Raw genomic sequence first — 23,104 nt, 5'->3', positions numbered from 1 at the left:
ACTATGTTAAGAAATGACCTATCATGACAAATTTTGCATATAAAAAAGACTACCCAAAGGCAGTCTCAGATTGTAGACAAAAGGTGTAGAAACAATTTCGATTTCTTCCCCTTTTCCGGGGAATCCAGGTTAAGTCTGTGATATGGACTGAGTAGCCCACGGTTTGCCTCTCCGTCATTTAATAAGAAACATTATTGAGATTGGAGCGCAGCGAGGGAAGCGGCTGAAGCCGTGCCCGCGGAAAGCGTCCGCTCGAAGCGGCATTAACAAGCTTTATCTCCATCTTAAGAAAAAGACTGTAGGCAAACACCAAAATTCATGGGGTTTGTGCTACAGTCTGAGACTACTAAAAGGCAGCCTTTTATATATTCATATTAAAGATTGAAAAATGTAGAGCGTTTTTCGCCTTCTAAAATAGTACCAACGAAGAACGAACCGAACTCGCCATAGCGAGCGCTTACTTCATCAAAGCGCATTTCATATACTAATTTTTTAAATTGAAGTACATCATCTGAGAATAAAGTTACTCCCCATTCAAAATCGTCAAAGCCGACAGAACCTGAGATAATCTGTTTCACTTTTCCTGCATAGCTGCGACCGATCATTCCATGGCTACGCATTAACTCTTTGCGTTGCTCCATAGGAAGCATATACCAGTTATCGTTGCCATCACGACGCTTGTCCATTGGGTAGAAGCAAACGTATTGAGAGCGTTGAAGTTGTGGATATAGACGTGAGCGCACATGTGGATTTTGATATGGATCTTCATTTGACTCACCAGACAGGTAGTTAGATAATTCTACTACTGATACGTATGAATAAGCAGGAATCGTAAAGTCAGCAATTGTTAACTTGTTGAATCTCGCTTCTAGCTCTTGCAATTCATCCATAGTTGGACGTAACGTCATTAACATAAAGTCTGCTTTTTGGCCCACAATAGTATAGAAAGCGTGAGCTCCAGTTTTTGCATCGTCTGCTTGTTGTAATTCATCTAAAAAGGCAACGAACTCATCTGTTGCTTGTTTACGAAGTTCAGGATCGACTTGTTTCCATGACGCCCAATCCATTTGGCGGAAATCATGTAAAACGTACCAACCATCTAATGTAATAGCTGCTTCATTCATTATATAAGACACTCCCTTTAATAAATATTTCGCATATTTAGTTTACCATACCAGCTTTTAGAATTCCCCTTTTAGCCCCACTTTTACATGACAATCTGTGACAAACTCGTGTATGCTTAAAGTACAAATATATCCTAATGGGGGCGTTATTATGGCTGATTTATTTACAGAAATAAAAGGCAAGCTGCAAAGTAAAAATGTAACCATTATATTACCAGAGGGAAACGATCCAAGAATAATTGAGGCAGCATTAAAATTGCATGAAGAGGGAGTAATTCAGCCCATTGTCATAGGAAATGAGAGCGATATTCCAAGTGGCTTACAGGTGTTGAATCCGGCAACCTATGAACATATGGACGAACTAGTAAATGCTTTTGTGGAAAGACGCAACGGTAAAGTAACTATAGAAGAGGCAAGAGAGATCTTAAAGGATGTTAACTATTTTGGCACAATGCTTGTTTATACAAAAAAAGCGGACGGTCTAGTAAGTGGAGCAGCACATACAACGGCGGAGACTGTGCGACCGGCCCTACAAATTATCAAAACAAAGCCTGGAATTACAAAGACTAGTGGGGCATTTCTAATGGTAAAGAATGATACACGATATATTTTTGCCGACTGTGCCATTACAATCGCTCCGACAAGTGATGACTTGGCAGAAATTGCAGTGGAGGGAGCTAAGACAGCTGCTGCATTTGGTATAGAGCCAAAGGTGGCAATGCTATCTTTTTCTACTAAAGGTTCCGCAAAATCGGAGGAGACGGACAAAGTCGTTCAAGCAACAAGACTTGCAAGAGAACGAGCACCTCAGCTGGTGATAGAAGGGGAGCTTCAATTCGATGCAAGTATTGTTCCGTCCATTGCGGATAAAAAAGCACCAGGTGCAACAGTGAGAGGAAATGCAAATGTTTTTGTTTTTCCTTCTTTGGAGGCAGGCAATATAGGATATAAAATAGCAGAGCGTCTTGGAGGATTTGAAGCAATTGGGCCGATACTACAGGGATTAAATGCCCCAGTAAATGACTTATCACGAGGCTGCAATGCGGAGGATGTATACAAGCTTGCTTATATTACAGCAGCTCAAGCACTAGATTAAGGAGAATAGGGATGTCAGAAATAGATGTTTTATTGGAGCAACAAACATGGCGTTTTTGGGACCAGTCACTGAGCGGAAAAAGCCGCTCTGCATTGGAATCCTTTGCAGCTGACGATTTACTTTGTCATGTAGTCGGTCAGGGGCAGTCCCCAGCAACCGTAAGAACGTGGGTACATGATCAAACCGTAGTAATGGGGATTCAGGATCATAGATTGCCTTTTGTAGAAGAGGCTCAAGATTTCTTGCGTACGCGAGGCTACAATCCTATCGTTCGAAATTCAGGAGGACTTGCGGTTGTATTAGATGAAGGCGTCCTAAATATATCAATTGTGTTGTCTGAAAGAGAGAATTCCATAGACATACCTACTGGCTACGAGGTGATGTTAGCTTTCGTCCAGCAACTTTTCCCAGAGGCTGAGGGGAAAATAGAAGCTTATGAAATAGTAGGCTCATATTGCCCCGGATCCTATGATTTAAGTATTGGAGGCAAAAAATTTGCTGGGATTTCTCAACGAAGATTGAGACAAGGCATAGCCGTCCAGGTGTACCTTTGCGTTGAAGGAAGCGGAAGCGAAAGAGCTCGCCTTATTCAAGAGTTTTATGAAATAGGGGTTCAGGGAGAGGTTACTAAATTTAGTTACCCTAGTATAAAACCTGAGGTCATGGCTTCACTTAATGAGCTTCTGCAAGCGACCTATACGGTGCAGGATGTAGTCATTCGAATCCAACAACTACTGCATCAGAGGTCCGATCAAGTGGTCTCTCAATCACTTATTCAGGAAGAAGCGGAACTTTATCGGTTCTACTTAGAAAGAGTACTAAAACGAAATCAAAAAATGCTAGAAGGATAACCATACCATACGCATAAAAAAAGTGTTTTTTCGCACATTGAGCTTGTCTATCTAACTACAACGGAATGCTGACATAATCAGAAAAAAACCACCAATCCATTAAACGGTTGGTGGTTCTTTTGTTACTAGGTTGCCGTTTTTCTCCATTTGAAATACTGGTACTGCTGGCATTTCTTCGTCGTTTAATGTTACTAGTCGACGGGCACGGTTCATGATTTGTACGAATTGCTCGTAATCTTGTTTAATAGCAGCATTTTCTTTTTCGAGTTTGGCAAGTTCGCTTTCTAACTTACGAATCTTTTCATTTGAAATCGTTGCCATGTGACGGTATCTAGAAATATCTGAATCACTATGCTGCAGTCGTACTAGATAAGCAATGATTATATCTATCGATAATGCAGAAACCGGAATAGATTGAGTGCGTTCTCCCTCTTCCTGAGGTTTCGCTAGGTAGATTCCATTTCCTCTACGTCTGTAATCTTTTCCTAAAATACGAAGCTTTTCTTTGCGTTCTTTCTTTGCTTCTTTTAGCTCTGTTTCATATTGATGGCGAACTACTGCATTCCATCTAAATCCACAAGCTGCTGCAGTACGGTTTAACTCGTCACCAGCTTCCTCAAATGCGTTTAACTGGGTGCTACCTTCGCGAACGTGTCTTAACACCAATTCAGCTAACAATTCATCGTTTTCTCTCATCCATGCGTCTTGTCTTATTTTTACCATGTTTGTCCTCCTACCATGTTCATAGTTTCGTTGTTCTATTAACATCATGGACAACATATCGCTCTTTTATTCACGTAATTTACACTTGATAGCAATATAAACTTTAAGATACAATGACGTGTAGACAATATCTATTTATAGAAAGGGTTGTGTACTATGGCAAACCATTTTCGAGTTTGCGATGAGTGTCAGGCCGTTAATTTAAAAACATTAATTCCAAAGCTAAAAGCAATCGATCCAGAGGCAGAGGTTGAGATTAAAGAATGTCAGTCCTACTGCGGTCCAGGGCGTAAAAAGACGTTTGCTTTTATAAATAATCGTCCAGTGGCAGCTTTAACTGAGGACGAATTAATGGAGAAAGTACGCGCCAAGCTGGAATCATAATAATAGACATTCCTTGCAAGAAGGTTATCCTATATGTAACGAACTATTGCCGCCTTTCCATAAGCGGCTTTTTTCTTTATACTTTATAGTTAATAGGAAGTGAGCTACATTTTTAAAAGACATGGAGGGTGAGATATGAGCTATGCTACGCAAAAGCTAGCAGAAGAAAAAGTATTTAAGGATCCAGTCCATCGCTATATTCATGTTCGAGATCAAGTGATTTGGGACGTGATTGGGGCAAAGGAATTTCAACGGCTTCGTCGCATTAAACAGCTGGGTACTACTTATCTAGTCTTTCATGGGGCAGAACATAGCAGATTTAATCACTCGTTAGGTGTATATGAAATCGTCCGTCGAATCGTAGATGATAGTTTTGAAGGAAGACCAGAATGGGACCCTTCTGAAAGACTGGTAGTATTATGTGCAGCATTGCTACACGATTTGGGACATGGACCATTTTCTCACGCCTTTGAAAATGTATTTGGATTGGACCATGAGGAATTTACAAAGCAAATCTTACTTGGAAATACAGAGGTTAATGAGGTACTTAAAAGAGTCAGTCCTGATTTCCCTCAAAAAGTTGCCGATGTAATAGGGAAAACCTATCCTAACAAGCAAGTAGTAAGTCTTATTTCAAGCCAAATAGATGCAGACCGTATGGATTATTTACAAAGAGACGCTTATTTTACTGGGGTGAGCTACGGTCATTTTGACATGGAACGTATTTTACGAGTGATGAGACCGCTCGATGACCAGGTAGTTATTAAATCTACTGGGATGCATGCGGTAGAGGATTATATTATGAGCCGTTACCAAATGTATTGGCAAGTATACTTCCACCCAGTTTCACGAAGTGCAGAGGTCATTCTTACGAAAATTTTGCACAGAGCAAAAGCATTGAGTGAAAACGGATATGCTTTTGAACAGCGGCCTACTCATTTTGCTCGTTTTTTTGACAAGACCTTTACTCTGAATGATTATTTGGCTTTAGATGAAGGGGTATTGCTAACATATTTTCAGCTGTGGATGAATGAAAAGGATGCCATTTTATCTGATTTATGTAATCGTTTTGTTAACCGTAAGCTATTTCAATATATTGAATTTGACTTGGCAAAAGACTATGTGAAAATGAAGGAATTAGAGCAGCTATTTAAGAGAGTTGGAATTGATCCAGAATATTATTTGGTGTTTGACTCGTCATCAGACTTGCCTTACGATTTTTATCGACCAGGAGAAGAGGGAGAGCGTATCCCGATACACCTACAAATGCCAAATGGGGAAATACGTGAACTTTCTCGCCAATCTGAAGTGGTAGAAGCTATTTCGGGTAAGCGACGAACAGATCACAAATTATACTTTCCAGAGGACTTTTTGACAGCAGACGGCAAGAAGAAGGCTTTGAAGAAACAAATACTTGATTTACTAAAATAGAGGTGGGTTTGTATTGTTAGAGGAACATGCAAAAATTGTACAATTTATCGGAGCAGCAGACGGGATCACGGGAAGAAAAAAATTACAAAAAATGGTCTATATCGCAAAGAAACTACAATTTCCATATAAAGAGAAATATGATTTCCATATATATGGCCCATACTCTGAAGAGCTAACCTTACGTGTAGAGGAACTTTGTAATATGGGATTTTTGCAGGAGGAGCGTCAGGATAAAGGCTCTTACGTCCAATATAAATATCAAATGACCGATGCAGGGGAACACTTTACTCAAATGGCTCAGATTTCTGAACCTAGTGCCGCATTAAATTCCTGCATTAAACAAATGAAGGAGAAAAGCTCACGGTTTTTAGAGCTAGTATCTACATTGCTTTACTTTGAGAACTTTCCAAAGGAAGAACAAATTGAAAAAGTACGTGTTGTAAAAGGAAAGTTGAATTACAGTGATGATGAAATCGAGGAAGCTTTTTCGTTTGTGATGAACTTGATGAATGAAAAAGCTATTCACTAGGAATAGCTTTGGTTAACTTTATTTATCGCTAAGAAGTGTTCCAGCTACCGCATAGTGGTTTTTAGGCATTTCTTCGATAAAAACGACAACATTCTCAACTGGAGCATTAGTCGTTTCTGCAACCACTGCAGTAACCTTTTCCACTAGCTCTCTTTTTTGTTCATCTGAACGGCCTTCTAACATTTTTACTGTTACATATGGCATTTTGTTACCTCCTTTGTAAAAATAATCAGTATACTTAACATCATAACAGAAGAAAAGGAGCATACGCATGACAAATGAAGAAAAACCGAAACAAAAAGTAGGATTTACCATTATTAAAAACGATCCAACTGATGGTCACAAGGGATATGGGATCGGTTCTCTTTCACTTGAGAACGTTTCTCCAGTCATTATCGATATAGAAGAAGGCACTGCCAAAGTTGAAATTGGTGCAATGCATGCAAGAAGCGATACTGAAAGAGGTATTAAATTTACTACCAATCGTGAGGATTCTGCTGGAGGAAAGCCATATTGGTTAGTTTGGGTAACAATCGATTACAAACAGGATGGCCCTTATTACGCCGGCGTAGCTGCTTGTGAGATGGTAGTAAATCGAGAGAAGCGACGGGGTTATAAGATTTTGGCTGACCATGTAAATCGAATGGATAAGTCCATGAAGCGCCAAATTTTAGTTGATTTTATGGACGATCGTTCAAAAGGAATCTTGAAGGAATTTTTACAATCTCACAATCCTCAAATGTGGGAACAAAGCGAACAAAAGCTGCATCAAGATTTAGGAATATAATATTAAAATAACTTTAGAATGAATTAATTACAACATAGTCCGATTAGACGGTTGAATTAATTGAAAAAAGAAAGTACAATTTACTTAAAGCTTACTTCACAGTAATGCTAGGACACTTAGTTAAATGAGTATGAGATGGGCTGGAAGGTTTGTGAAACCCAATCCAAATCTTTCCAACTTTAAACAGAAAATTATACTAAGAAAAGGCTTTTCGTCTCTTTAGGGAGATGAAAAGCCTTTTAAATTTTAGGCTATGGTTAAGGTAGAGATTATTAATATTGTGTAATCAATTTCATAATTTCTGCTATTCTTATGGAAAACACGAAAAGTTTAAATTGGATATGGAGGATTCCAATGCTTTTTTAGTAATAAAGTAGAATTGATTTCCGCTCTGGCGGACGCTTTCCGTGGGGTGAGCGATAAGCCATCACCCATCGCTAACGCGCGTGGCTGTGATGTCTTATCTGTCTCACTCATCCCACAGGAGTCGCCGCCTGCCGCTACAATCAATCTTATAAATTGTTCGTGTTTTAATTGGTTAATTGCTATTTATGAAATTGATAACTTTAAAAAAATTGAGCTAGGGAGAATAACCCCAAGCTCAATTTACTCTTATATTATTTTTACAGAAGGACTAGTTATTAAGTCACTGATCATTTTAACTCTTTAAAGCAGTTGATATCTTGTAAAAAAAATCTCTCCATTGTAGTTGTTTGGAGAGGAGGCGGCGACTCCTGGGGGAACAGCACGAGCTGAAAGCCCCGCAGGAGCAAAGCGACGAGGAGATTGAAGCCGTGCCCCCGGAAAGCGTCCGCCGAAACGGAAAACAACTCCATTTTCTTTAGAAGATAGTCTTGACCCAGCCTTTTAACTGTCTTAAATGCTTAGTTTCCGAAGAAGTTGAATGGGAAGATGGACCAGGACTCTTCTTCTTTTTGTTCTTCCGATAAATCCTCGAATGTGTGCTGTTTTAGTCTTGGATCTGTACAAAGCTTAGTTGGGATATCCTTTTCCTTCAGATAAACAAGGCGTTGCTTTTCACAATCAGAAGTTGCAAGTCCTCCTGTTTCTATATCTACGATAACCCCGCGTACACCTGCAGGAGCGATAAATGGCTCCTCGGGTAGTCCTCGATGCACTTGCTCCATGAATTCAATCCATACTTGCTTCGTTACCTGCTTCGCTTCTGCATCACTCACTGCCTTGCCTTGGTCATAGCCATTCCAAACTCCAGCTGTTAGCTGTGGAGAAAAGCCTATTAGGTACTGATCTGTATTCGTTGTGCCCGATTTTGCTGCGTAAGGACGTGTTTGCTTTGCCCGTATGCTAATACCAGTGGCAGGAGAGTAGTCATTAAACGTAGGATCAAATGTTCCAGTCATCAAATGGGATAATAAGAAAGCATCTTCTTCTAACAATACTTTCTTGCCTTTTCGTTTCTCCTCACTGATGTCATATATAACTTTCCCCTCATTGTCTGAGATTTTTGTAATATACGTTGGTTTCATTTGCATTCCTTTATCTGATATCGTATTGTATGCCTTCGTCATATCTAGTAAGGACGCCTCTGGTGTACCTAACGCGGTAGCAGGTGTTTGATCGACCTTCATGTTGATATTAAAGCGTTCCACCAGTTGTTCAAAAGGTTTATAGCCTATATGCTCCAATGTTTTCACTGCATATATATTGTCGGAGATTGCTAAGGCCTGCGCCATGGAGATTGGATGATTAGCAAACTCTCCATTTACATTTTTAGGCTCATATTCTCTCCGTCCGTTGTCATAAGTGAAAATCGTTCGCTCACTTTTTAAGTAAGTAAGAGGAGAGAAGCCATTTTCTAGAGCGGCTGCGAACAGTAAAGGCTTGATTGTTGAGCCGGTTTGTCTTTTTGCTTGTGTAACTCGGTTAAAGGGACTTTCGGTAAAGCTTCTTCCTCCAACCATAGCTGTTATATAACCTGTTTTGGGCTCCATACTAACGAACCCGATTTGCAACTCCCCTTTAGGCATCCACTTTTCAATAGTTTCTTCTGCTACCTGCTGATGCTGTTTATTTAACGTAGTAGTAATCGTCCATCCACCATCTTCAATGCGACGTCCTTTGCTCTCTACTATTTTTGTAGCTTCCTTCCAAACTTCCTCTAAGAAATAAGGTGCTGTCTTTTTGGCTACTCTTGATTCTTCTGTCTTTAGAGCTAAATGCTCTAGGTTTGCACGTTCCTTTTGTTCTGAAGTAATGAATTGCTGGTTATTCATTAACTGCAATATTAGCTTTTGACGATTAACGGCCTTTTCTTCGTTCACAATTGGAGAATAGTGGGTCGGTCCTTTTGGAATACCCATTAAAAGAGCTGATTCTCCTAAAGTTAAAGACTTAGCGCTTTTCCCAAAATAATACTGACTTGCAGCCTCTACTCCGTACATACCATGTCCAAAATAGACAGTGTTCAAGTACCCCTCTAGAAGCTCATCCTTTTCATAAAAAATTTCTAAGCGATAAGCGTACAAAGCTTCATTTATTTTTCTTGTCCATGTTTTATCGTGGGTTAAAAACACATTACGTGCATATTGCTGAGTAATAGTGCTGGCACCTTCAACTTTTTTTCCTGCCTTTACGTCCTTTAGTAGAGCGGAAGCAATTCGAGAGTAGTCAAAACCATTATGCTCGTAAAATTCCTGGTCTTCCACGGAAATAGTTGCTTGTGGAATGAAGGGAGACATTTCATCTAGTGATATCCAGTACCTACGTTGCTCATTAAAACGATCTCCGATGACGTTACCTTGATTGTCTAAATATACAGAGGAAATTGGAACCTGAATAATCGGTGCGCCAACTATTTGCGCATATATTCGAAGAGTGACTATGGCACTTAAAAATGCACAGCTAGCAGCTATTCCGATTAGGAGAACTCTTTTTAATCTTTTATTTCGAGTAGTCTTCTTTTTATATTGCGCGCGCTTCAAAAAATCAACCCCGTTCTCACCTGTGTTTTTAACAGTATGAGAACTATAGAAACAAATTAAACCGAGAATTAAAAAACTATTGCACTTTTGCCAAAAACCACTATACTTTCTTTGTATTTACTTTTTAGGTAAAGTAAAAGAATCATATATTGGAAGGAGATAGATAAATGGCTGGATTTTGGTTTACAGAAAAGCAAACCGAGAACTTTGGCATCACAATGAAGGTGAAACGCACACTTCATACAGAACAAACGGATTTTCAACTGTTGGAAATGGCCGAAACAGAGGAATGGGGTAACATGCTCTTTTTAGATGGCATGGTTATGACTTCCCAAAAGGACGAGTTTGTTTATCATGAAATGGTTGCACACGTTCCTTTATTCACGCACCCTAACCCAGAAAATGTATTAGTGGTTGGTGGGGGAGACGGTGGAGTAATTCGTGAGATTATGAAGCATCCGAAGGTTAAAAAAGCGACATTAGTTGATATAGATGGAAAAGTAATTGAGTACTCAAAAAAATATTTACCAGAGATTGCATGTGAATTAGAAAACCCAAGAGTAGATGTACAAGTTGGAGACGGGTTTATGCATATTGCTGAGTCTGAAAATGAGTACGATGTCATTATGGTAGATTCAACAGAACCAGTAGGACCTGCAGTAAATCTATTTACGAAGGGCTTTTATGCTGGAATCTCTAAAGCTTTAAAAGAAGACGGATTGTTCGTTGCACAATCGGACAACCCTTGGTTTAAAGCAGATTTAATCCGCCAAGTACAAAAAGATGTGAAGGAAATATTCCCAATTACAAATATGTATTTGGCTAATATCCCAACGTATCCAAGTGGTTTATGGTGCTTTACAATTGGGTCTAAAAAATATGACCCACTACAAGTTCCAGACGAGCAATTCTTCGATATAGACACGAAATATTACACAAAAGAACTTCACAAAGCAGCGTTCGTTTTACCGAAATTTGTGAAAGACCTTGCAGGAGAGTAAGCCAATGAGATTCGATGAAGCATACTCAGGTAATGTTTTTATTAAAAGCAAGCAAAATTATGATGAAGCACAGGCAGTCATTTATGGAATGCCGATGGATTGGACAGTAAGTTACCGTCCTGGATCCCGCTTCGGTCCCCAGCGTATTCGTGAAGTATCTATTGGTCTAGAGGAATATTCTCCTTATCTTGATAGAGAACTAGATGATGTAAACTATTTTGATGCAGGAGATATTCCGCTTCCATTTGGAAACGCTGGTAAAAGTCTAGAATTAATTGAAGAATTCATTCATCAGTTATTGAAGGATGGAAAAATACCGGTCGGCATGGGTGGAGAGCATTTAGTCTCTTGGCCAGTGATGAAGGCTGTATCGAACAAATACGATAACCTGGCGATCATTCACATGGATGCACACACAGACTTACGCGTGGAGTACGAGGGAGAGCCCCTTTCCCATTCCACTCCGATACGTAAAATTGCAGAACATATAGGTCCTAAAAATGTCTACTCATTTGGAATTCGTTCTGGAATGAAGGAAGAGTTCGATTGGGCGAAAGAAAATGGTATGCAAATTGCTAAATTTGAAGTGCTAGAGCCATTAAAAGAGGTACTTCCAACACTTGAGGGTCGTCCAGTGTACGTAACCATTGATATTGACGTACTCGACCCAGCGCATGCACCTGGTACAGGAACAGTAGACTGCGGAGGAATCACAAGCCGCGAACTACTAGCCTCAATCCACGCAATCGCAAACTCAGGCGTAAACGTAGTAGGCTTCGACCTAGTAGAAGTAGCCCCAATCTACGACCAATCGGAGCAAACCGCAAACACTGCGTCGAAGTTGCTGAGAGAAATGATATTAGGCTTTTTAAAGTAGAAAGCAGTCTCTAGTGTTCTGCGAAGCTGAACGAAGTGAAGCGGAAGCCAAACCGCAAACACTGCGTCGAAGCTCATACGCGAAATGCTACTAGGATGGGTTAAATAGAAAGCAGTCACTAATGTTCTGCGGAGCTGAACGAAGTGAAGCGGAAGCACAACCGCTAATACCGCGTCGAAGTTACTGAGAGAAATGATCTTAGGCTGGATAAAGTAGAAAGCAGTCACTAAATGTTACTGCGACGAGCAGTGCGCAGGAGCAAACCGCAAATACAGCATCGAAGTTGCTGAGAGAAATGATCTTAGGCTTTTTAAAGTAGAAAGCAGTCTCTAGTGTTCTGCGGAGCTGAACGAAGTGAAGCGGAAGCCAAACCGCAAACACTGCGTCGAAGCTCATACGCGAAATGCTACTAGGATGGGTTAAATAGAGAGTCATCTATAACTAAGGCCTCTAGAACTTTACGTACAGTAAAGTTTTAGGGGCCTTTATTTTCTATTACATACACAACTGTGAAGTAGGAGAAAGAGTTAAATGTATGGAAAATACTGTTTATTTTTATTTTTAACTTCTCTATAATTAGAGAAAAGAAGGGAAAAGGAATGATAGCTTGAGAAGTAAAATGAATCAATTATTTGAAAGCAGGAAGAATGTCCATGTGCTTTATTCTTATTTGGAAATGGAAAATTACTTGGAACAGGTAGCGAGCTTTATTGAAAATGGCATTAAGGCAGGGGAATACACTATCCTTGTTGAGAATGATAGACTTTATCCTTTTATTAAAAATGAATTGAGCTTGAGAGTATCGAAAGTTCAAATGAAATACGTTCATTTTGTAAACAGCTTATCCTTTTATTATTCAAGTGGTAGTTATCATCCTCCAGCAATAGCTGCTTACTTCAATGAAATGATCAAGCCATATGTGGAAAACGATGTCTCTTTTCGGTCATGGGCACACGTCGAATGGAGCTCTATGGAAGAGCCATTATATCTCATTAGAGATTTCGAGGAAATTGTAGATAAAGCGGTTAACGAAGTAGAGTTTCCATTAATCTGTGCCTATTCAGGAATAAGGATGCCAGAATACCTTAAGGACATTTTGTTGGAAACCCACCCATATGTTTTAGTGGAAGATGACTTATTAGTTTCGGAAAAATATAAACGTTAATCGTTCATCTCCTCTAGCGGATTGCGGCAGGTGTAACGCAAAATAATTACATGTATTGCAATAGTAGCCTCTAAAATTTACCAGGTGTAAAATTTTGAGGCTTTTATTTTGAGAAGAGTGTGTCCCAACCTTTACATACTAAAGCATTTCAGTTTAATAAGTTCTTTTTACTTGTTCTTTTTTCGATGGGACCTGCGTGTTAAGGTTCTTCTCTACTATACCTATTATATAATAGTTGGATTATTCTCTTTTTAGCCAATCTGAGCTGAATGTTGGATTTGCAACAATTCGATAAAACTGTTGGTTTGTATAGTTAATAAATCATTTTATACTAATCACACAACAGATGTTGCAAATCTTAAAGAATTAGAGGGGAAAATTATGACTAAGTTATTATTTATTACAGCAAACCCAAATGATGAAAATCATTCATTTAGTATGGCAGCAGGAAAGGCATTCATTGAAGCATATACAGCAACAAATCCAAAGGATGAAATTGTGACTGTAGATTTATTTAAGCAAGAAATCGCTAATTTAGATGCAGATGTGTTTAGTGGTTGGAGAAAACTTCGTGCAGGACAATCCATGGATGCTCTTTCTAAAGAGGAATTAGTGAAAGTGAGTCGCCTAAACGAAATTCTTGATCAATTTGTTTCAGCAGATAAAATGGTATTCGTAACCCCATTATGGAATTACTTATTCCCAGCAGTACTTAAAGCATACATTGATGCTGTAGCAGTGCCTGGTAAAACGTTTAGATATACAGAAAAAGGTTCTGTAGGCTTACTTCAAGGTAAGAAAGTGCTTCACATTCAAGCTCGTGGTGATTTTTATTCAGAAGGTCATCCTTTAGCAGACTTAGAGCTAGGCAATCGCTATTTAAAACAATTGATGGCTGTCATGGGTATTTCTGAATTTGAAGGTTTATTTATTGAGGGTCATGATGCAATGCGAGATAAAGCTGAGGAAATTAAACTAGCAGGCATTGAACGTGCAAAGCAATTAGCAAAAAAATTCTAATCATTTATTATCTAAATATTGCAATTTGTGGTCTGTTTTGTATGGACCACGAATTGCTTATTTTTTTCCCAGAAATTTTTCTGTTATAATTTAGTCATTCATTTAATTTAACAAGCGTTCAAAATAATACAGTTTCGAGAAGGTAGGTTCGAATGAAAAAACAAGATCCAAGGATCCAACGGACAAGACAAAATATCATGAATGGTTTTTTGAAACTAATTAAACAAAAAGATTTTAGTGATATTTCAATTTCTGATATTACACAAGAAGCAAAGATTAACCGTTCAACGTTTTACTATCATTTTATGGATAAATACGATTTAATCGATGTAATTCAAAAAGAGGTTCTCACGAAAGAAATTTTTAAAGAAGTAGCATTACAAGAAGTGATCGACGAACAAACGATTATTATGTCCCTACAAGCTATTATAAGTTCTCAGACAAATTTAGCCTTACATTGTCAACGAGCAGTTAAAGAATTTAAACCGAAAATGGACTATGAAATAAAACAGCGCTTGACGGAAAATCTGCATACATTATTAGATAAAGAGCACGGTATAAAAGAAGAACATTATTTTCTTGCTACATTTTGGAGTTGGGGCATCTATGGAGTTGCAATGGCATGTGTAGAGGGAAAAGAAACCTTGCATACGGCGGTAAACCGTTTGAAAAGCATCATTTTAGGCTAGTACAAGCATCCATTATAAATCCTTTGTATCAACTAAACAGAACTAAACTGCTTCAATCGTTTATGTGTAAATTCATAAACAAGACCACCTCTCGAAAAATAAACCATATCCTCTAACAGAGATAAATAAGAAAAGCTTAGTGATGATCTCCACACTCTTTTGGGTGTATTTAAACAAGCTTTTTTTTAGAAAAAAGTGTATTTTACGATTAGTTGTAACTTAGATGAAATTTAAGCTATAATATGAAGGTTATATTTTTACATAAATAAATTATTATAAAATGCTTTAAAGGATGAAGTCCATGTCTGAACTATTAAAAAAAGAAGTTGCTGTTCGTTTACGATCAACAATCCAACACCCGAAGTCTAAAAAAGAATCTTTTGATATTCATACATCTGGCGTTCTAACCTTAAAGGGAGAGCAGCCTTATTTAGTTTATGAAGAAGTACAGAACGAAAAGTTAGTTCGAACAACTGTAAAACTTAATGCTGAATCTGCGCTAATACTTAGAAGTGGTGGTGTCAAAATGCGCCTGCCATTTCAAAGAGGAGAACAGCAGACCGGTAGCTATGACACAGGCTACGGCACATTCATGATTACAACCAATACAAAGAAATTGCAATTCACAGATGGTCAATTCCTAGTACATTATGAGCTTATAGTGGACGAAGAAGTGGTCGGTACATATAAATTAGAACTAACATATACGGAGGCGGAATAAAATGAATGCAGTAGAAAAAGTCCAACAATCCATTAAGGAAGCTTTGCAGCAAGCAATCCTTAAAGCAGAACTTGTAACCGAGGAGCAACTGCCATCAGTTCATCTTGAGACACCAAAAGATAAAGCGAATGGTGACTATGCAACAAACATTGCTATGCAATTAACTAAAATTGCGAAGAAAAACCCTCGTCAAATCGCAGAGGCAATTATTGAAAACCTTAATATGGACGGAACAATGATGGAGAAAGTAGAAATTGCTGGACCAGGCTTCATGAACATCACGGTACGTAAAGATTACCTACAAGACGTGGTGAAGGCAGTACTAACAGAAAAAGAAAATTACGGCCGCACAACATCTGGTGGTAACGAAAAAATTCAAGTAGAATTCGTTTCTGCCAACCCAACAGGTGATTTACATTTAGGACATGCACGAGGTGCTTCTGTGGGAGATTCCTTATGTAACGTATTAGACTTTGCAGGCTATGATGTTTCTCGTGAATATTATATAAACGATGCAGGAAATCAAATCAATAACTTAGCCGTTTCTATTGAAGTGCGTTATTTTGAAGCATTAGGTATGGAAAAGGAAATGCCTGAAGACGGATACCGTGGTCAAGATATTATTGATATTGCTGCTGACATTGCAAAAGAGCATGGAGACAAATTTGTTCATATGTCTGATGAGGAGCGTTTCCAAGCATTCCGTACTCACGGTTTGAAGGTAGAATTGGCGAAGCTTCAAAAGGATTTAGCAGACTTCCGTGTTAACTTTGATAACTGGTTCTCTGAAACTTCCTTATATGAAGGCGGTAAAATTGATATTGCGTTAAACAAATTACGTGAAAATGGGCATATTTTTGAAGAAGAGGGGGCAACTTGGTTACGCTCTACTACATTCGGAGATGATAAAGACCGCGTGCTTATTAAAAGTGATGGCTCATTCACATACTTATTACCAGACATCGCTTACCATGAGAATAAGCTAGCTCGTGGCTTCGATCAGCTCATTAATATTTGGGGAGCAGATCATCATGGGTATATCCCACGTATGAAGGCTGCTTTTGAAGCACTTGGATATGAGCGTGAAAAACTAGAAGTATCTGTTATTCAAATGGTACAACTATATAAAGACGGCGAAAAGATGAAGATGAGTAAGCGTACAGGTAAGGCTGTAACGATGCGTGAGCTTGTAGAAGAAGTAGGACTAGACGCAGTACGTTATTTCTTCGGTATGCGTTCAGGCGATTCTCACATGGACTTCGATTTAGATTTAGCTGTTTCACAATCAAATGAAAACCCAGTATATTATGCACAATACGCACATGCTCGCATTTGCTCTATTTTACGATCAGCAGAAACACAAGGTATGAAGGCTACTACTGATTCCTTGGATTTACTGCAAAGTGAAAAAGAATTAGATTTATTGAAAAAAATTGGTGACTTCCCACAAGTGGTAGCAGACGCTGCAAAACTTCGTGCCCCTCACCGTGTTGCAACCTATATTCAGGAGCTTGCTGCAACATTCCATAGCTTCTACAATGCAGACAAAGTATTAAATGCGGACAACATGCCACTTTCAGAGGCACGTCTAGCATTAGTGACATCTGCACGTCAAACGATTGCAAATTCATTAAAATTAATTGGAGTATCTGCACCAGAAAAAATGTAAAATAAATTTAAAGACATCGAGAATTCTATTCTTGATGTCTTTTTTAGGCTTCTTTAAAGTAATGGTTAATACTGAAAAAATAAGATTGGAGATACATGTCCAAGCTCAATTTTTGCTAACGGACCAGTTAGCAAAAATATACGGAGTAAAAATTTATTAGTCATTACTATTAGCTCTGTGTTGGATTTACAGCTATGTAAGTATTGCTATAAAGAAGCATATGAATACTCTTTACATTCCATAGTTTCTTAAACTCCTCAATCGGAACTTTTCGATTATAGCTCTTGTGATCAATACAATTTACCAGATGCCTTAATGATTCTGAAAGGTAAATATACTCCCTGTCATAGCCTACGACAGGGACAAAATGTAAAATATTACTATCCTTCTGTACTTTAATAAAAACAATTATGGGAATTCCTTTACTGACTTCGTACTTTAATGTATCTATATTTCCTTTATAATAATTTGTTTTAAAGCCCTTTTTTCTTAACACCGTACGGATTCCCTTAGGATATACATTTCCCGCGCGCGTTTTACTAGGGAAATGCGTATATAACTCTTCACCCTCAGCTTCCATGCCAAAATGACGTAACAGATACGCGGTTGAAAATGCAGCACATTCCGTATTGTTTTGATAATCTATACGATTGTTTAGTTCAATAAGATAGTTTGCTGGATAATTTCTTTTTCGTAAGACAGGTATGGGTAGGGTCATTAAATATGCATTAATGATAGTTGATATAATAATCCATAAAATAACTGTCCTAACTATAAACATACTACTTCCTCCATTTTTAGCGCTTATATCAAAACAATATTCTGAATTCTATTTGTAATGACCTGTTATTTTAAGTGGAAGTCTTCACAATTTTTTTGTTTTATCCCATAATAATTGAGCCAGGGGATACACTCTGAGTCCATTTAAGAAACTGGTTTAAACCTCGTAAAAATGCTTATACCTTTCCTCCAGATTAGGCTTCCTTTGGTTGACGGATAGAATTTGTACTTTATTCTTTAGTAGCCACTCCAAATATTCTTCTACATCATGATTTTGATCTGTAATAATTCGGTTTTCCCACACCTGATAAGGTAATGGACTGTCGGTCATCAGCTTTTCTAACACGGTATCCTTGGGAACTAAAACTTCAATTTGATAAGGGAGATTTACTACTAATGTTTTGTCGTCTTTAAACAATGTTCCGTCTTTGATAAACCATATTTTTTTCGTCAGATCCTCCAAAATATCCAGGTTATGTGTGGAAATGAGAAAGCTAATTCCTTGCGCATGTAAGGTGCGAATCAGCTCCTTCAATTCGATCGTACTTGTAGGGTCCAGTCCATTAAAAGGTTCATCCATTAAAATGACAGAAGGCTTTGTTAGAATGCATAATGCAATAAGTAAATGCTGTCTCATCCCGTACGAGTAGGATTTTACGGGCTGGTCGACATAGGATCGGATTCCAATTTGCTCAATAACTTCTTCAATTTGCGTTTTTTCCAACCTATAGATGTTTGCAACAAATGCTAAATGGTCGAATCCAGTTAGCTGCATATATAAATAGTTATCGCTCGGTAAAAAGGTAACGTGTTTATAAAAGTCAGGACTCTGATTAGAGACGTTTTTGACCTTCACCGTTCCATATTCAAACTCTTCAATTGCTAGAATGGATCGTAAAAGAGTGGATTTACCTGCTCCATTTGGGCCTACTAGACCTATAACATCACCTTCATGAATCTCAAATGAAATATCTCGCAAAACAAGTTTTTCCCCATACTTTTTTCTAAGCTGACGAACTTCTAATACTGACATCATGACACCCTCTTTCTTCTTGGTATGAAGCCTATTAGGAACAATAGCAAACCACTAAGTAACAGAATCATCCACCCATTACGGAAATTGACGGAGGACGAGCTCGCTAATACGGATTTCCAGCCATCTACAATGTTCCATGTATCAAAATAAACAAATGGATTAAGATACATAAAGGAAGTAGTAATGTATTGATTTGCGAAGTAATAACCCAATACGGAAACTAATAATGTGATAACTAAAGAAACATAATGGTTTTTAATCCATCTCCCAATTAAACTAAATAAGCTGTTCAGAAAGAAAATTTGGGCAACGATAAGAAATCCACTTTTAACGAGTAACACTAGTAAACTCTCAAAGTAAAAATGACTATTATCGACAGGAGAAAAAAACGTATTTTCGCTCGCATTTTTAAGAGCATAGACTAAAATCGGATAGTCTGGTTCACCGAATCCACCTATAATTGAACTGACAATAAATGTAATTCCTCCACTAATTAGAATTGCCCCATAAGCAATTAATAGATTGTAGGCCCATTTGCTTGCATAGATAGATTGGAGAGTAATGGGCTTGGTAGCCAAAAAATGAATGGATGGTGTTGGTCGCTGTTCCTCGGAAAGACATGTCCATAGCAGAAGTATAAACACACATAAGACCACCAACATTATGTTCCAATCTAAAAATTTATACATAGTGAACAAGCTACTATTTCCATATTTCGTGTTTCTTTCTTGAGATGATTTTAGTAAGGTGTAGTGTTCGTTACCTAAAGCATAACTAGGATCATTGAAATGAGAAATCCACTGATACCCGATCGGCCATGGTGTAATATTTTTCTTATCTAATATATGCTGTTGCTCCTCAGAAGCCATTACAGTAACATTCCACATGGGTGAATCTAATTCTCTATAGGATTGGTCGGGCCTCGTAATCTCATTATATTTTTGGGCGAAATCTTTCGAACCAATATTATATTTTAACTCATCCAATACGTTGTATTCGTTTTCAGCGTGTCTAATCATCATGGAGAATGGGTTTTCCTCGGGAAAGTCTATAGTCCCATCTACTGAATCCTCCGAAATACGATTCGCTTCAACTTCTCTATTAAAATCCTCTTCATGGACTCTCCACTGTACTTGTTCTTCAATAAGGAGGTTTTGTAAATCTTCCATAACATTCAAGTATATGGTTGGCAGCTTTTGATAGGTTTGATTGACGATAATAAATGTACTACCGATAATCCCAGTTAACAGAATAATGGTAAGCAACACATGACCTTTGCGCTTCTTTTTAATATGTTCAAATTGAAGCAACTGCATCCTCCCCTCGAGTTTCGGATAAAATCGCTTGCGAGCATAAGCAGGGAGGGGGGAGGTGAATCCCACATTCTTCGATTTAAATACCGGAAAGCTTGCTAGTATACCTAGAATGAGCAAGAGGAGCATTCCAGTTAAATACGTTACGAAACGATTGGTAGGTAGTAAGTACATTTCATAAGAAGCAATAAGATGGATAGGATTAAACATATGAAATCCAAATAGAACAGAATAAATATAGCCACACAGGACCGGGACGGCAATGATTGCTAAAAGTACATTAAATGAAAGCCTCTGTTTAAACAAACATATTGCAATCGTCAGCATAAGTGCCACAAAAATTGCCCAACCAATTGGAAGGAAGAGTAGCCATTTCCATACTGGCACCATAACTGTTTCTGCACCAATAAGCATATCTATTGGATAGTATATCGTCTCTAAATTCCCAGTCAAAAGAGGTGGTAATAACGTAAAGAATGCTGCTAAAATCGTATATACAATCACAAGCATTAAAAAAGGTATGAGATACCCGTAATAGATTGCTGTATTTGAAAGTGAGTTAACTTTAAAGAACTCGAAAGTCCTATTTTGTTCATCCGAAATAATTTTATAAATGAAGATAAGAAAAAATAGAAATGCAGTAAAGGGACTGAATAATAGTTGGAATAATTGCTTAGAAAATAGTGCTGTATTAAAGGGGGTCTCTTGTTCTGTATAAGATAGATCTTGTTTCGCTATTGTAGCAGCTTTTTGTTGCTCAACATCTAAAACCTCAGGATTTATATAACTTATAAAGTCATAGCTCTCATACTCTCTATATGCTTTGATGTAGGCGAGGTTTTCGTTGGAAATATTTAAATCTCCTCGATCCAGCTTAGTTGATATTTCTTTTAAATACACTTCTTGGAGGAGTAAACTGTCTAGTGCTAGTTGTTGTTCCTCGGTTAAGCCTAAATCCTTTTTTTTATTTAATAGGCTACCAATGATAAAATTAATGGTTTCCTTTCGATCATTAAATGTGTCTTGTAGCTCCTGTTGAGTTGTTCCAGATTCATTACTATTAATAGCCATCAAAGAAACGATAAATAGAATGATAATAAAAGGTACCAATAATATGTATTTACTTTTTAAGATTCCTTTCATAACGAAACTTATAACTTCTCTCATGAGTTCCCCCCTGAAAAACAGACGTAGATTGTTCCACTTCCTCTTTATATATGATTATATGCTTGTAGAATCGAGCATATTTTCTAGAAAAAGAAAACATCCCTTTAAATAGTGAAACTTACAGAAAACTGCAGAGTTAAACAACTACGTAAAGGGATGATTTCTAAGAAAGCCTTTATTTTAACTATTCTATCTTCCTATTTATCAAGTTCAAGTGATACTGGTGCGTAAGGACCTGTTTTAATGTATCCTGAGAAAAATGAGTAGTTTCCAGAGCCGTCTGCAAAACCTCTATTATAAATATACCCAGAATACGTTTTACCATTTCTAGTTTCAGTTACCCACATAGATTGATCTCTAGTAAAACGAACGGTTCTTGAAACAAAAATTTGTTCTGAAGCTACATCAACTTTTGTTTCTTTACTTTCAGTGGCTTGTACATTTTCTGCTTGGGCTGTGAATCCAAAACTTAAAGCAATTACAAAACTTAACAATAATGTTTTAAATTTCTTCATAAAGTATATTCCTCCGTATCAAATTTTATTTTTTTAGAAAACAAAATACTTAGGAAGAAAATCGGCCGATTATTCTTACAATTCAATCTTTTCATATTATGATAACCTTGTCCAGCTCTTTCTGTTACACACTTTCTTAGAGAAAATGCCCATTTTTAGTATGTTTTCAAGAGTAACTTGTGTAAGTAATTATAAATAATTTTTGAAATTTTCAAATGTGAGATCAGTCCACATTGCCATTTAAAAGACGAAATTAGTTTAAAATCCATAATTCTATAATGCAGACAAAGTGCTAAATGCAGCAAATGGATCTCTTTCTGGAATAAAGACATTTAATAACTTCCATAATTCTATTCTGGTTCTTTTGTTATCCTAGAGTATTAATATTTTTTATTTACAATAGTATTTATTCTAAAACAATCAAATATGTAATATAATGTAAATTATTAATAGGGGAGGTACTTTTATGGAAAAAGGAATTCTATTGTTTTTAAAGTTAGCTATTGTTTTAATGGGAATCCCAGTTCTTGCTTTATGTATATTTCTAGTACCTGAAATAGCAAGCTTTGTAGTAGAATTATATCCTGAATATGCTTATTTGAAATACCTAGTTTATATCGATTTGTATGCAACAGCTATTCCTTTTTACTTTGCCCTATACCAAGCACTAAAGCTTTTAAATTATATAGGTCATCATAATACCTTCTCTGCACCTTCAGTAAGAGCCTTGAAGAAAATAAAATACTGTGGATTAGCTATTAGCTCTTTATACGTTTTAGGTATGCCAATATTCTTTCTTATGGCAGATAAGGATGATGCGCCTGGAATCATAGGCATCGGACTAGGCATGATTTTTGCTTCCCTTGTAATTGCAGCCTTTGCATCTGTTCTACAAAGACTTTTACAAGAAGCAATGACACGAATGGAACGTAACAAATGAAAAGTAGAGGCTTAATTATTGGAATGACTATAATCAGTATTGCTTTCCTTACTTTTTTTCTTTTAAATAGAGCTGATTACCATGGCAAAGTAGGGGATATAACGGATAATAACTTTACCTTATATCCTCTGGAAGTTAACCCTGAATACGAGCATTTTACTCCTAAAGTTCATATCTCTAATTTCACCAAAATAACAGGGGAAATAAATAGCATGCGGAGCTTAAAAGAAGGACAAGAGCTGAAAATATGGACTGAGGAAAAGGAAGGAAAGATAGTTGCAAAAAAAATTAAAGTGTTGAAAGACTCGTAAAAATTATGTTAA

At 37.5% G+C, this 23,104-nt stretch carries 23 protein-coding genes; 15 read left to right on the top strand and 8 right to left on the bottom strand.

What is annotated here, in order from left to right; all coding sequences use genetic code 11:
- Positions 1–374: 374 nt before the first annotated feature.
- Entirely contained in the window at positions 375–1,124 is a 750-nt protein-coding gene (gene hemQ / locus MKX96_RS16765; RefSeq protein ID WP_169361397.1) for a hydrogen peroxide-dependent heme synthase, read from the bottom strand.
- Positions 1,125–1,275: 151 nt separating this feature from the next.
- Between hemQ and pta the strand changes: the two genes are divergently transcribed.
- Both pta and MKX96_RS16755 read left to right on the top strand, forming a co-directional pair.
- Positions 1,276–2,220 (top strand): phosphate acetyltransferase, encoded by a 945-nt coding sequence (gene pta / locus MKX96_RS16760; protein ID WP_340885530.1) that lies wholly within the window; start codon positions 1,276–1,278, stop codon positions 2,218–2,220.
- A 20-nt stretch (positions 2,221–2,240) separates the two neighbouring features.
- Positions 2,241–3,071 carry a lipoate--protein ligase family protein gene (locus MKX96_RS16755; protein WP_340886092.1) on the top strand — a complete coding sequence of 277 codons (831 nt, stop codon included), beginning with the start codon at positions 2,241–2,243 and terminating at the stop codon, positions 3,069–3,071.
- Positions 3,072–3,170: 99 nt separating this feature from the next.
- Here MKX96_RS16755 and MKX96_RS16750 read toward each other — a convergent pair whose 3' ends face one another.
- Positions 3,171–3,794, bottom strand: coding sequence for an RsfA family transcriptional regulator (locus MKX96_RS16750; RefSeq protein WP_169361399.1), 624 nt, complete (start codon positions 3,792–3,794; stop codon positions 3,171–3,173).
- Between the two features lie 156 nt (positions 3,795–3,950).
- On the opposite strand from MKX96_RS16750, the gene MKX96_RS16745 reads away from it, so the two are divergent.
- The 3 genes from MKX96_RS16745 (at position 3,951) to MKX96_RS16735 (ending at position 6,138) form a co-directional block, all read left to right on the top strand.
- Positions 3,951–4,178 carry a DUF1450 domain-containing protein gene (locus MKX96_RS16745; protein WP_144539789.1) on the top strand — a complete coding sequence of 76 codons (228 nt, stop codon included), beginning with the start codon at positions 3,951–3,953 and terminating at the stop codon, positions 4,176–4,178.
- A gap of 135 nt (positions 4,179–4,313) precedes the next feature.
- A complete protein-coding gene (locus tag MKX96_RS16740; RefSeq protein ID WP_340885528.1) occupies positions 4,314–5,609 on the top strand; it encodes an HD domain-containing protein in 1,296 nt (431 codons plus the stop codon).
- Between the two features lie 13 nt (positions 5,610–5,622).
- Positions 5,623–6,138: a YwgA family protein gene (locus MKX96_RS16735; RefSeq protein WP_340885526.1), complete on the top strand. Its 516-nt coding sequence runs from the start codon at positions 5,623–5,625 to the stop codon at positions 6,136–6,138.
- 18 nt (positions 6,139–6,156) lie between these two features.
- On the opposite strand, the gene MKX96_RS16730 is transcribed toward MKX96_RS16735, so the two are convergent.
- Positions 6,157–6,342, bottom strand: coding sequence for a 2-hydroxymuconate tautomerase (locus MKX96_RS16730; protein WP_340885524.1), 186 nt, complete (start codon positions 6,340–6,342; stop codon positions 6,157–6,159).
- A gap of 67 nt (positions 6,343–6,409) precedes the next feature.
- On the opposite strand from MKX96_RS16730, the gene MKX96_RS16725 reads away from it, so the two are divergent.
- On the top strand, positions 6,410–6,925 hold the full coding sequence (locus MKX96_RS16725) for a YwhD family protein (protein WP_340885522.1): 516 nt from the start codon (positions 6,410–6,412) through the stop codon (positions 6,923–6,925).
- 884 nt (positions 6,926–7,809) lie between these two features.
- Here the strand turns inward: MKX96_RS16725 and MKX96_RS16720 are convergent.
- Positions 7,810–9,888, bottom strand: coding sequence for a transglycosylase domain-containing protein (locus MKX96_RS16720; protein WP_340885520.1), 2,079 nt, complete (start codon positions 9,886–9,888; stop codon positions 7,810–7,812).
- 167 nt (positions 9,889–10,055) lie between these two features.
- Here MKX96_RS16720 and speE point away from each other — a divergent pair, with 167 nt between their 5' ends.
- The 7 genes from speE (at position 10,056) to argS (ending at position 17,030) form a co-directional block, all read left to right on the top strand.
- A complete protein-coding gene (gene speE / locus MKX96_RS16715) occupies positions 10,056–10,889 on the top strand; it encodes a spermidine synthase (RefSeq protein WP_169361405.1) in 834 nt (277 codons plus the stop codon).
- 4 nt (positions 10,890–10,893) lie between these two features.
- A complete protein-coding gene (gene speB / locus MKX96_RS16710; RefSeq protein WP_340885517.1) occupies positions 10,894–11,766 on the top strand; it encodes an agmatinase in 873 nt (290 codons plus the stop codon).
- Positions 11,767–12,385: 619 nt separating this feature from the next.
- Positions 12,386–12,931: an MEDS domain-containing protein gene (locus tag MKX96_RS16705; protein ID WP_340885515.1), complete on the top strand. Its 546-nt coding sequence runs from the start codon at positions 12,386–12,388 to the stop codon at positions 12,929–12,931.
- A gap of 381 nt (positions 12,932–13,312) precedes the next feature.
- Positions 13,313–13,951, top strand: coding sequence for an FMN-dependent NADH-azoreductase (locus MKX96_RS16700; RefSeq protein WP_340885512.1), 639 nt, complete (start codon positions 13,313–13,315; stop codon positions 13,949–13,951).
- A gap of 152 nt (positions 13,952–14,103) precedes the next feature.
- Positions 14,104–14,640, top strand: coding sequence for a TetR/AcrR family transcriptional regulator (locus MKX96_RS16695; protein WP_340885510.1), 537 nt, complete (start codon positions 14,104–14,106; stop codon positions 14,638–14,640).
- A 301-nt stretch (positions 14,641–14,941) separates the two neighbouring features.
- Positions 14,942–15,361: a DUF1934 domain-containing protein gene (locus MKX96_RS16690; protein WP_340885507.1), complete on the top strand. Its 420-nt coding sequence runs from the start codon at positions 14,942–14,944 to the stop codon at positions 15,359–15,361.
- A gap of 1 nt (position 15,362) precedes the next feature.
- Complete coding sequence (gene argS, locus MKX96_RS16685) at positions 15,363–17,030, top strand: arginine--tRNA ligase (RefSeq protein ID WP_340885505.1); 1,668 nt, start codon at positions 15,363–15,365, stop codon at positions 17,028–17,030.
- A gap of 169 nt (positions 17,031–17,199) precedes the next feature.
- Here the strand turns inward: argS and MKX96_RS16680 are convergent, their stop codons facing one another.
- The 4 genes from MKX96_RS16680 to MKX96_RS16665 all read right to left on the bottom strand — a co-directional run bounded on the left by MKX96_RS16680 (position 17,200) and on the right by MKX96_RS16665 (position 21,841).
- Positions 17,200–17,811, bottom strand: coding sequence for a cysteine peptidase family C39 domain-containing protein (locus MKX96_RS16680; RefSeq protein WP_340885502.1), 612 nt, complete (start codon positions 17,809–17,811; stop codon positions 17,200–17,202).
- Positions 17,812–17,967: 156 nt separating this feature from the next.
- Positions 17,968–18,843 (bottom strand): ABC transporter ATP-binding protein, encoded by an 876-nt coding sequence (locus MKX96_RS16675; RefSeq protein ID WP_340885500.1) that lies wholly within the window; start codon positions 18,841–18,843, stop codon positions 17,968–17,970.
- The gene (locus MKX96_RS16670) at positions 18,843–21,326 is read right to left on the bottom strand and encodes a hypothetical protein (protein ID WP_340885496.1); all 2,484 of its coding nucleotides are present in this window, start codon (positions 21,324–21,326) and stop codon (positions 18,843–18,845) included. Before MKX96_RS16670 ends, MKX96_RS16675 begins: the two co-directional genes overlap by 1 nt.
- Positions 21,327–21,523: 197 nt before the next feature.
- The gene (locus tag MKX96_RS16665; RefSeq protein WP_340885492.1) at positions 21,524–21,841 is read right to left on the bottom strand and encodes a hypothetical protein; all 318 of its coding nucleotides are present in this window, start codon (positions 21,839–21,841) and stop codon (positions 21,524–21,526) included.
- Positions 21,842–22,307: 466 nt separating this feature from the next.
- On the opposite strand from MKX96_RS16665, the gene MKX96_RS16660 reads away from it, so the two are divergent.
- A complete protein-coding gene (locus MKX96_RS16660; RefSeq protein WP_340885489.1) occupies positions 22,308–22,781 on the top strand; it encodes a DUF2975 domain-containing protein in 474 nt (157 codons plus the stop codon).
- Positions 22,778–23,092 carry a hypothetical protein gene (locus tag MKX96_RS16655; protein WP_340885486.1) on the top strand — a complete coding sequence of 105 codons (315 nt, stop codon included), beginning with the start codon at positions 22,778–22,780 and terminating at the stop codon, positions 23,090–23,092. Before MKX96_RS16660 ends, MKX96_RS16655 begins: the two co-directional genes overlap by 4 nt.
- Positions 23,093–23,104 lie beyond the last annotated feature (12 nt).

The organism is Psychrobacillus sp. FSL W7-1493, assembly GCF_038004905.1.
Taxonomy (GTDB): Bacteria; Bacillota; Bacilli; order Bacillales_A; family Planococcaceae; genus Psychrobacillus.
The sequence above is the reverse complement of the archived record's forward strand: the minus strand, read 5'-3'. Positions and strand labels throughout refer to the sequence as shown.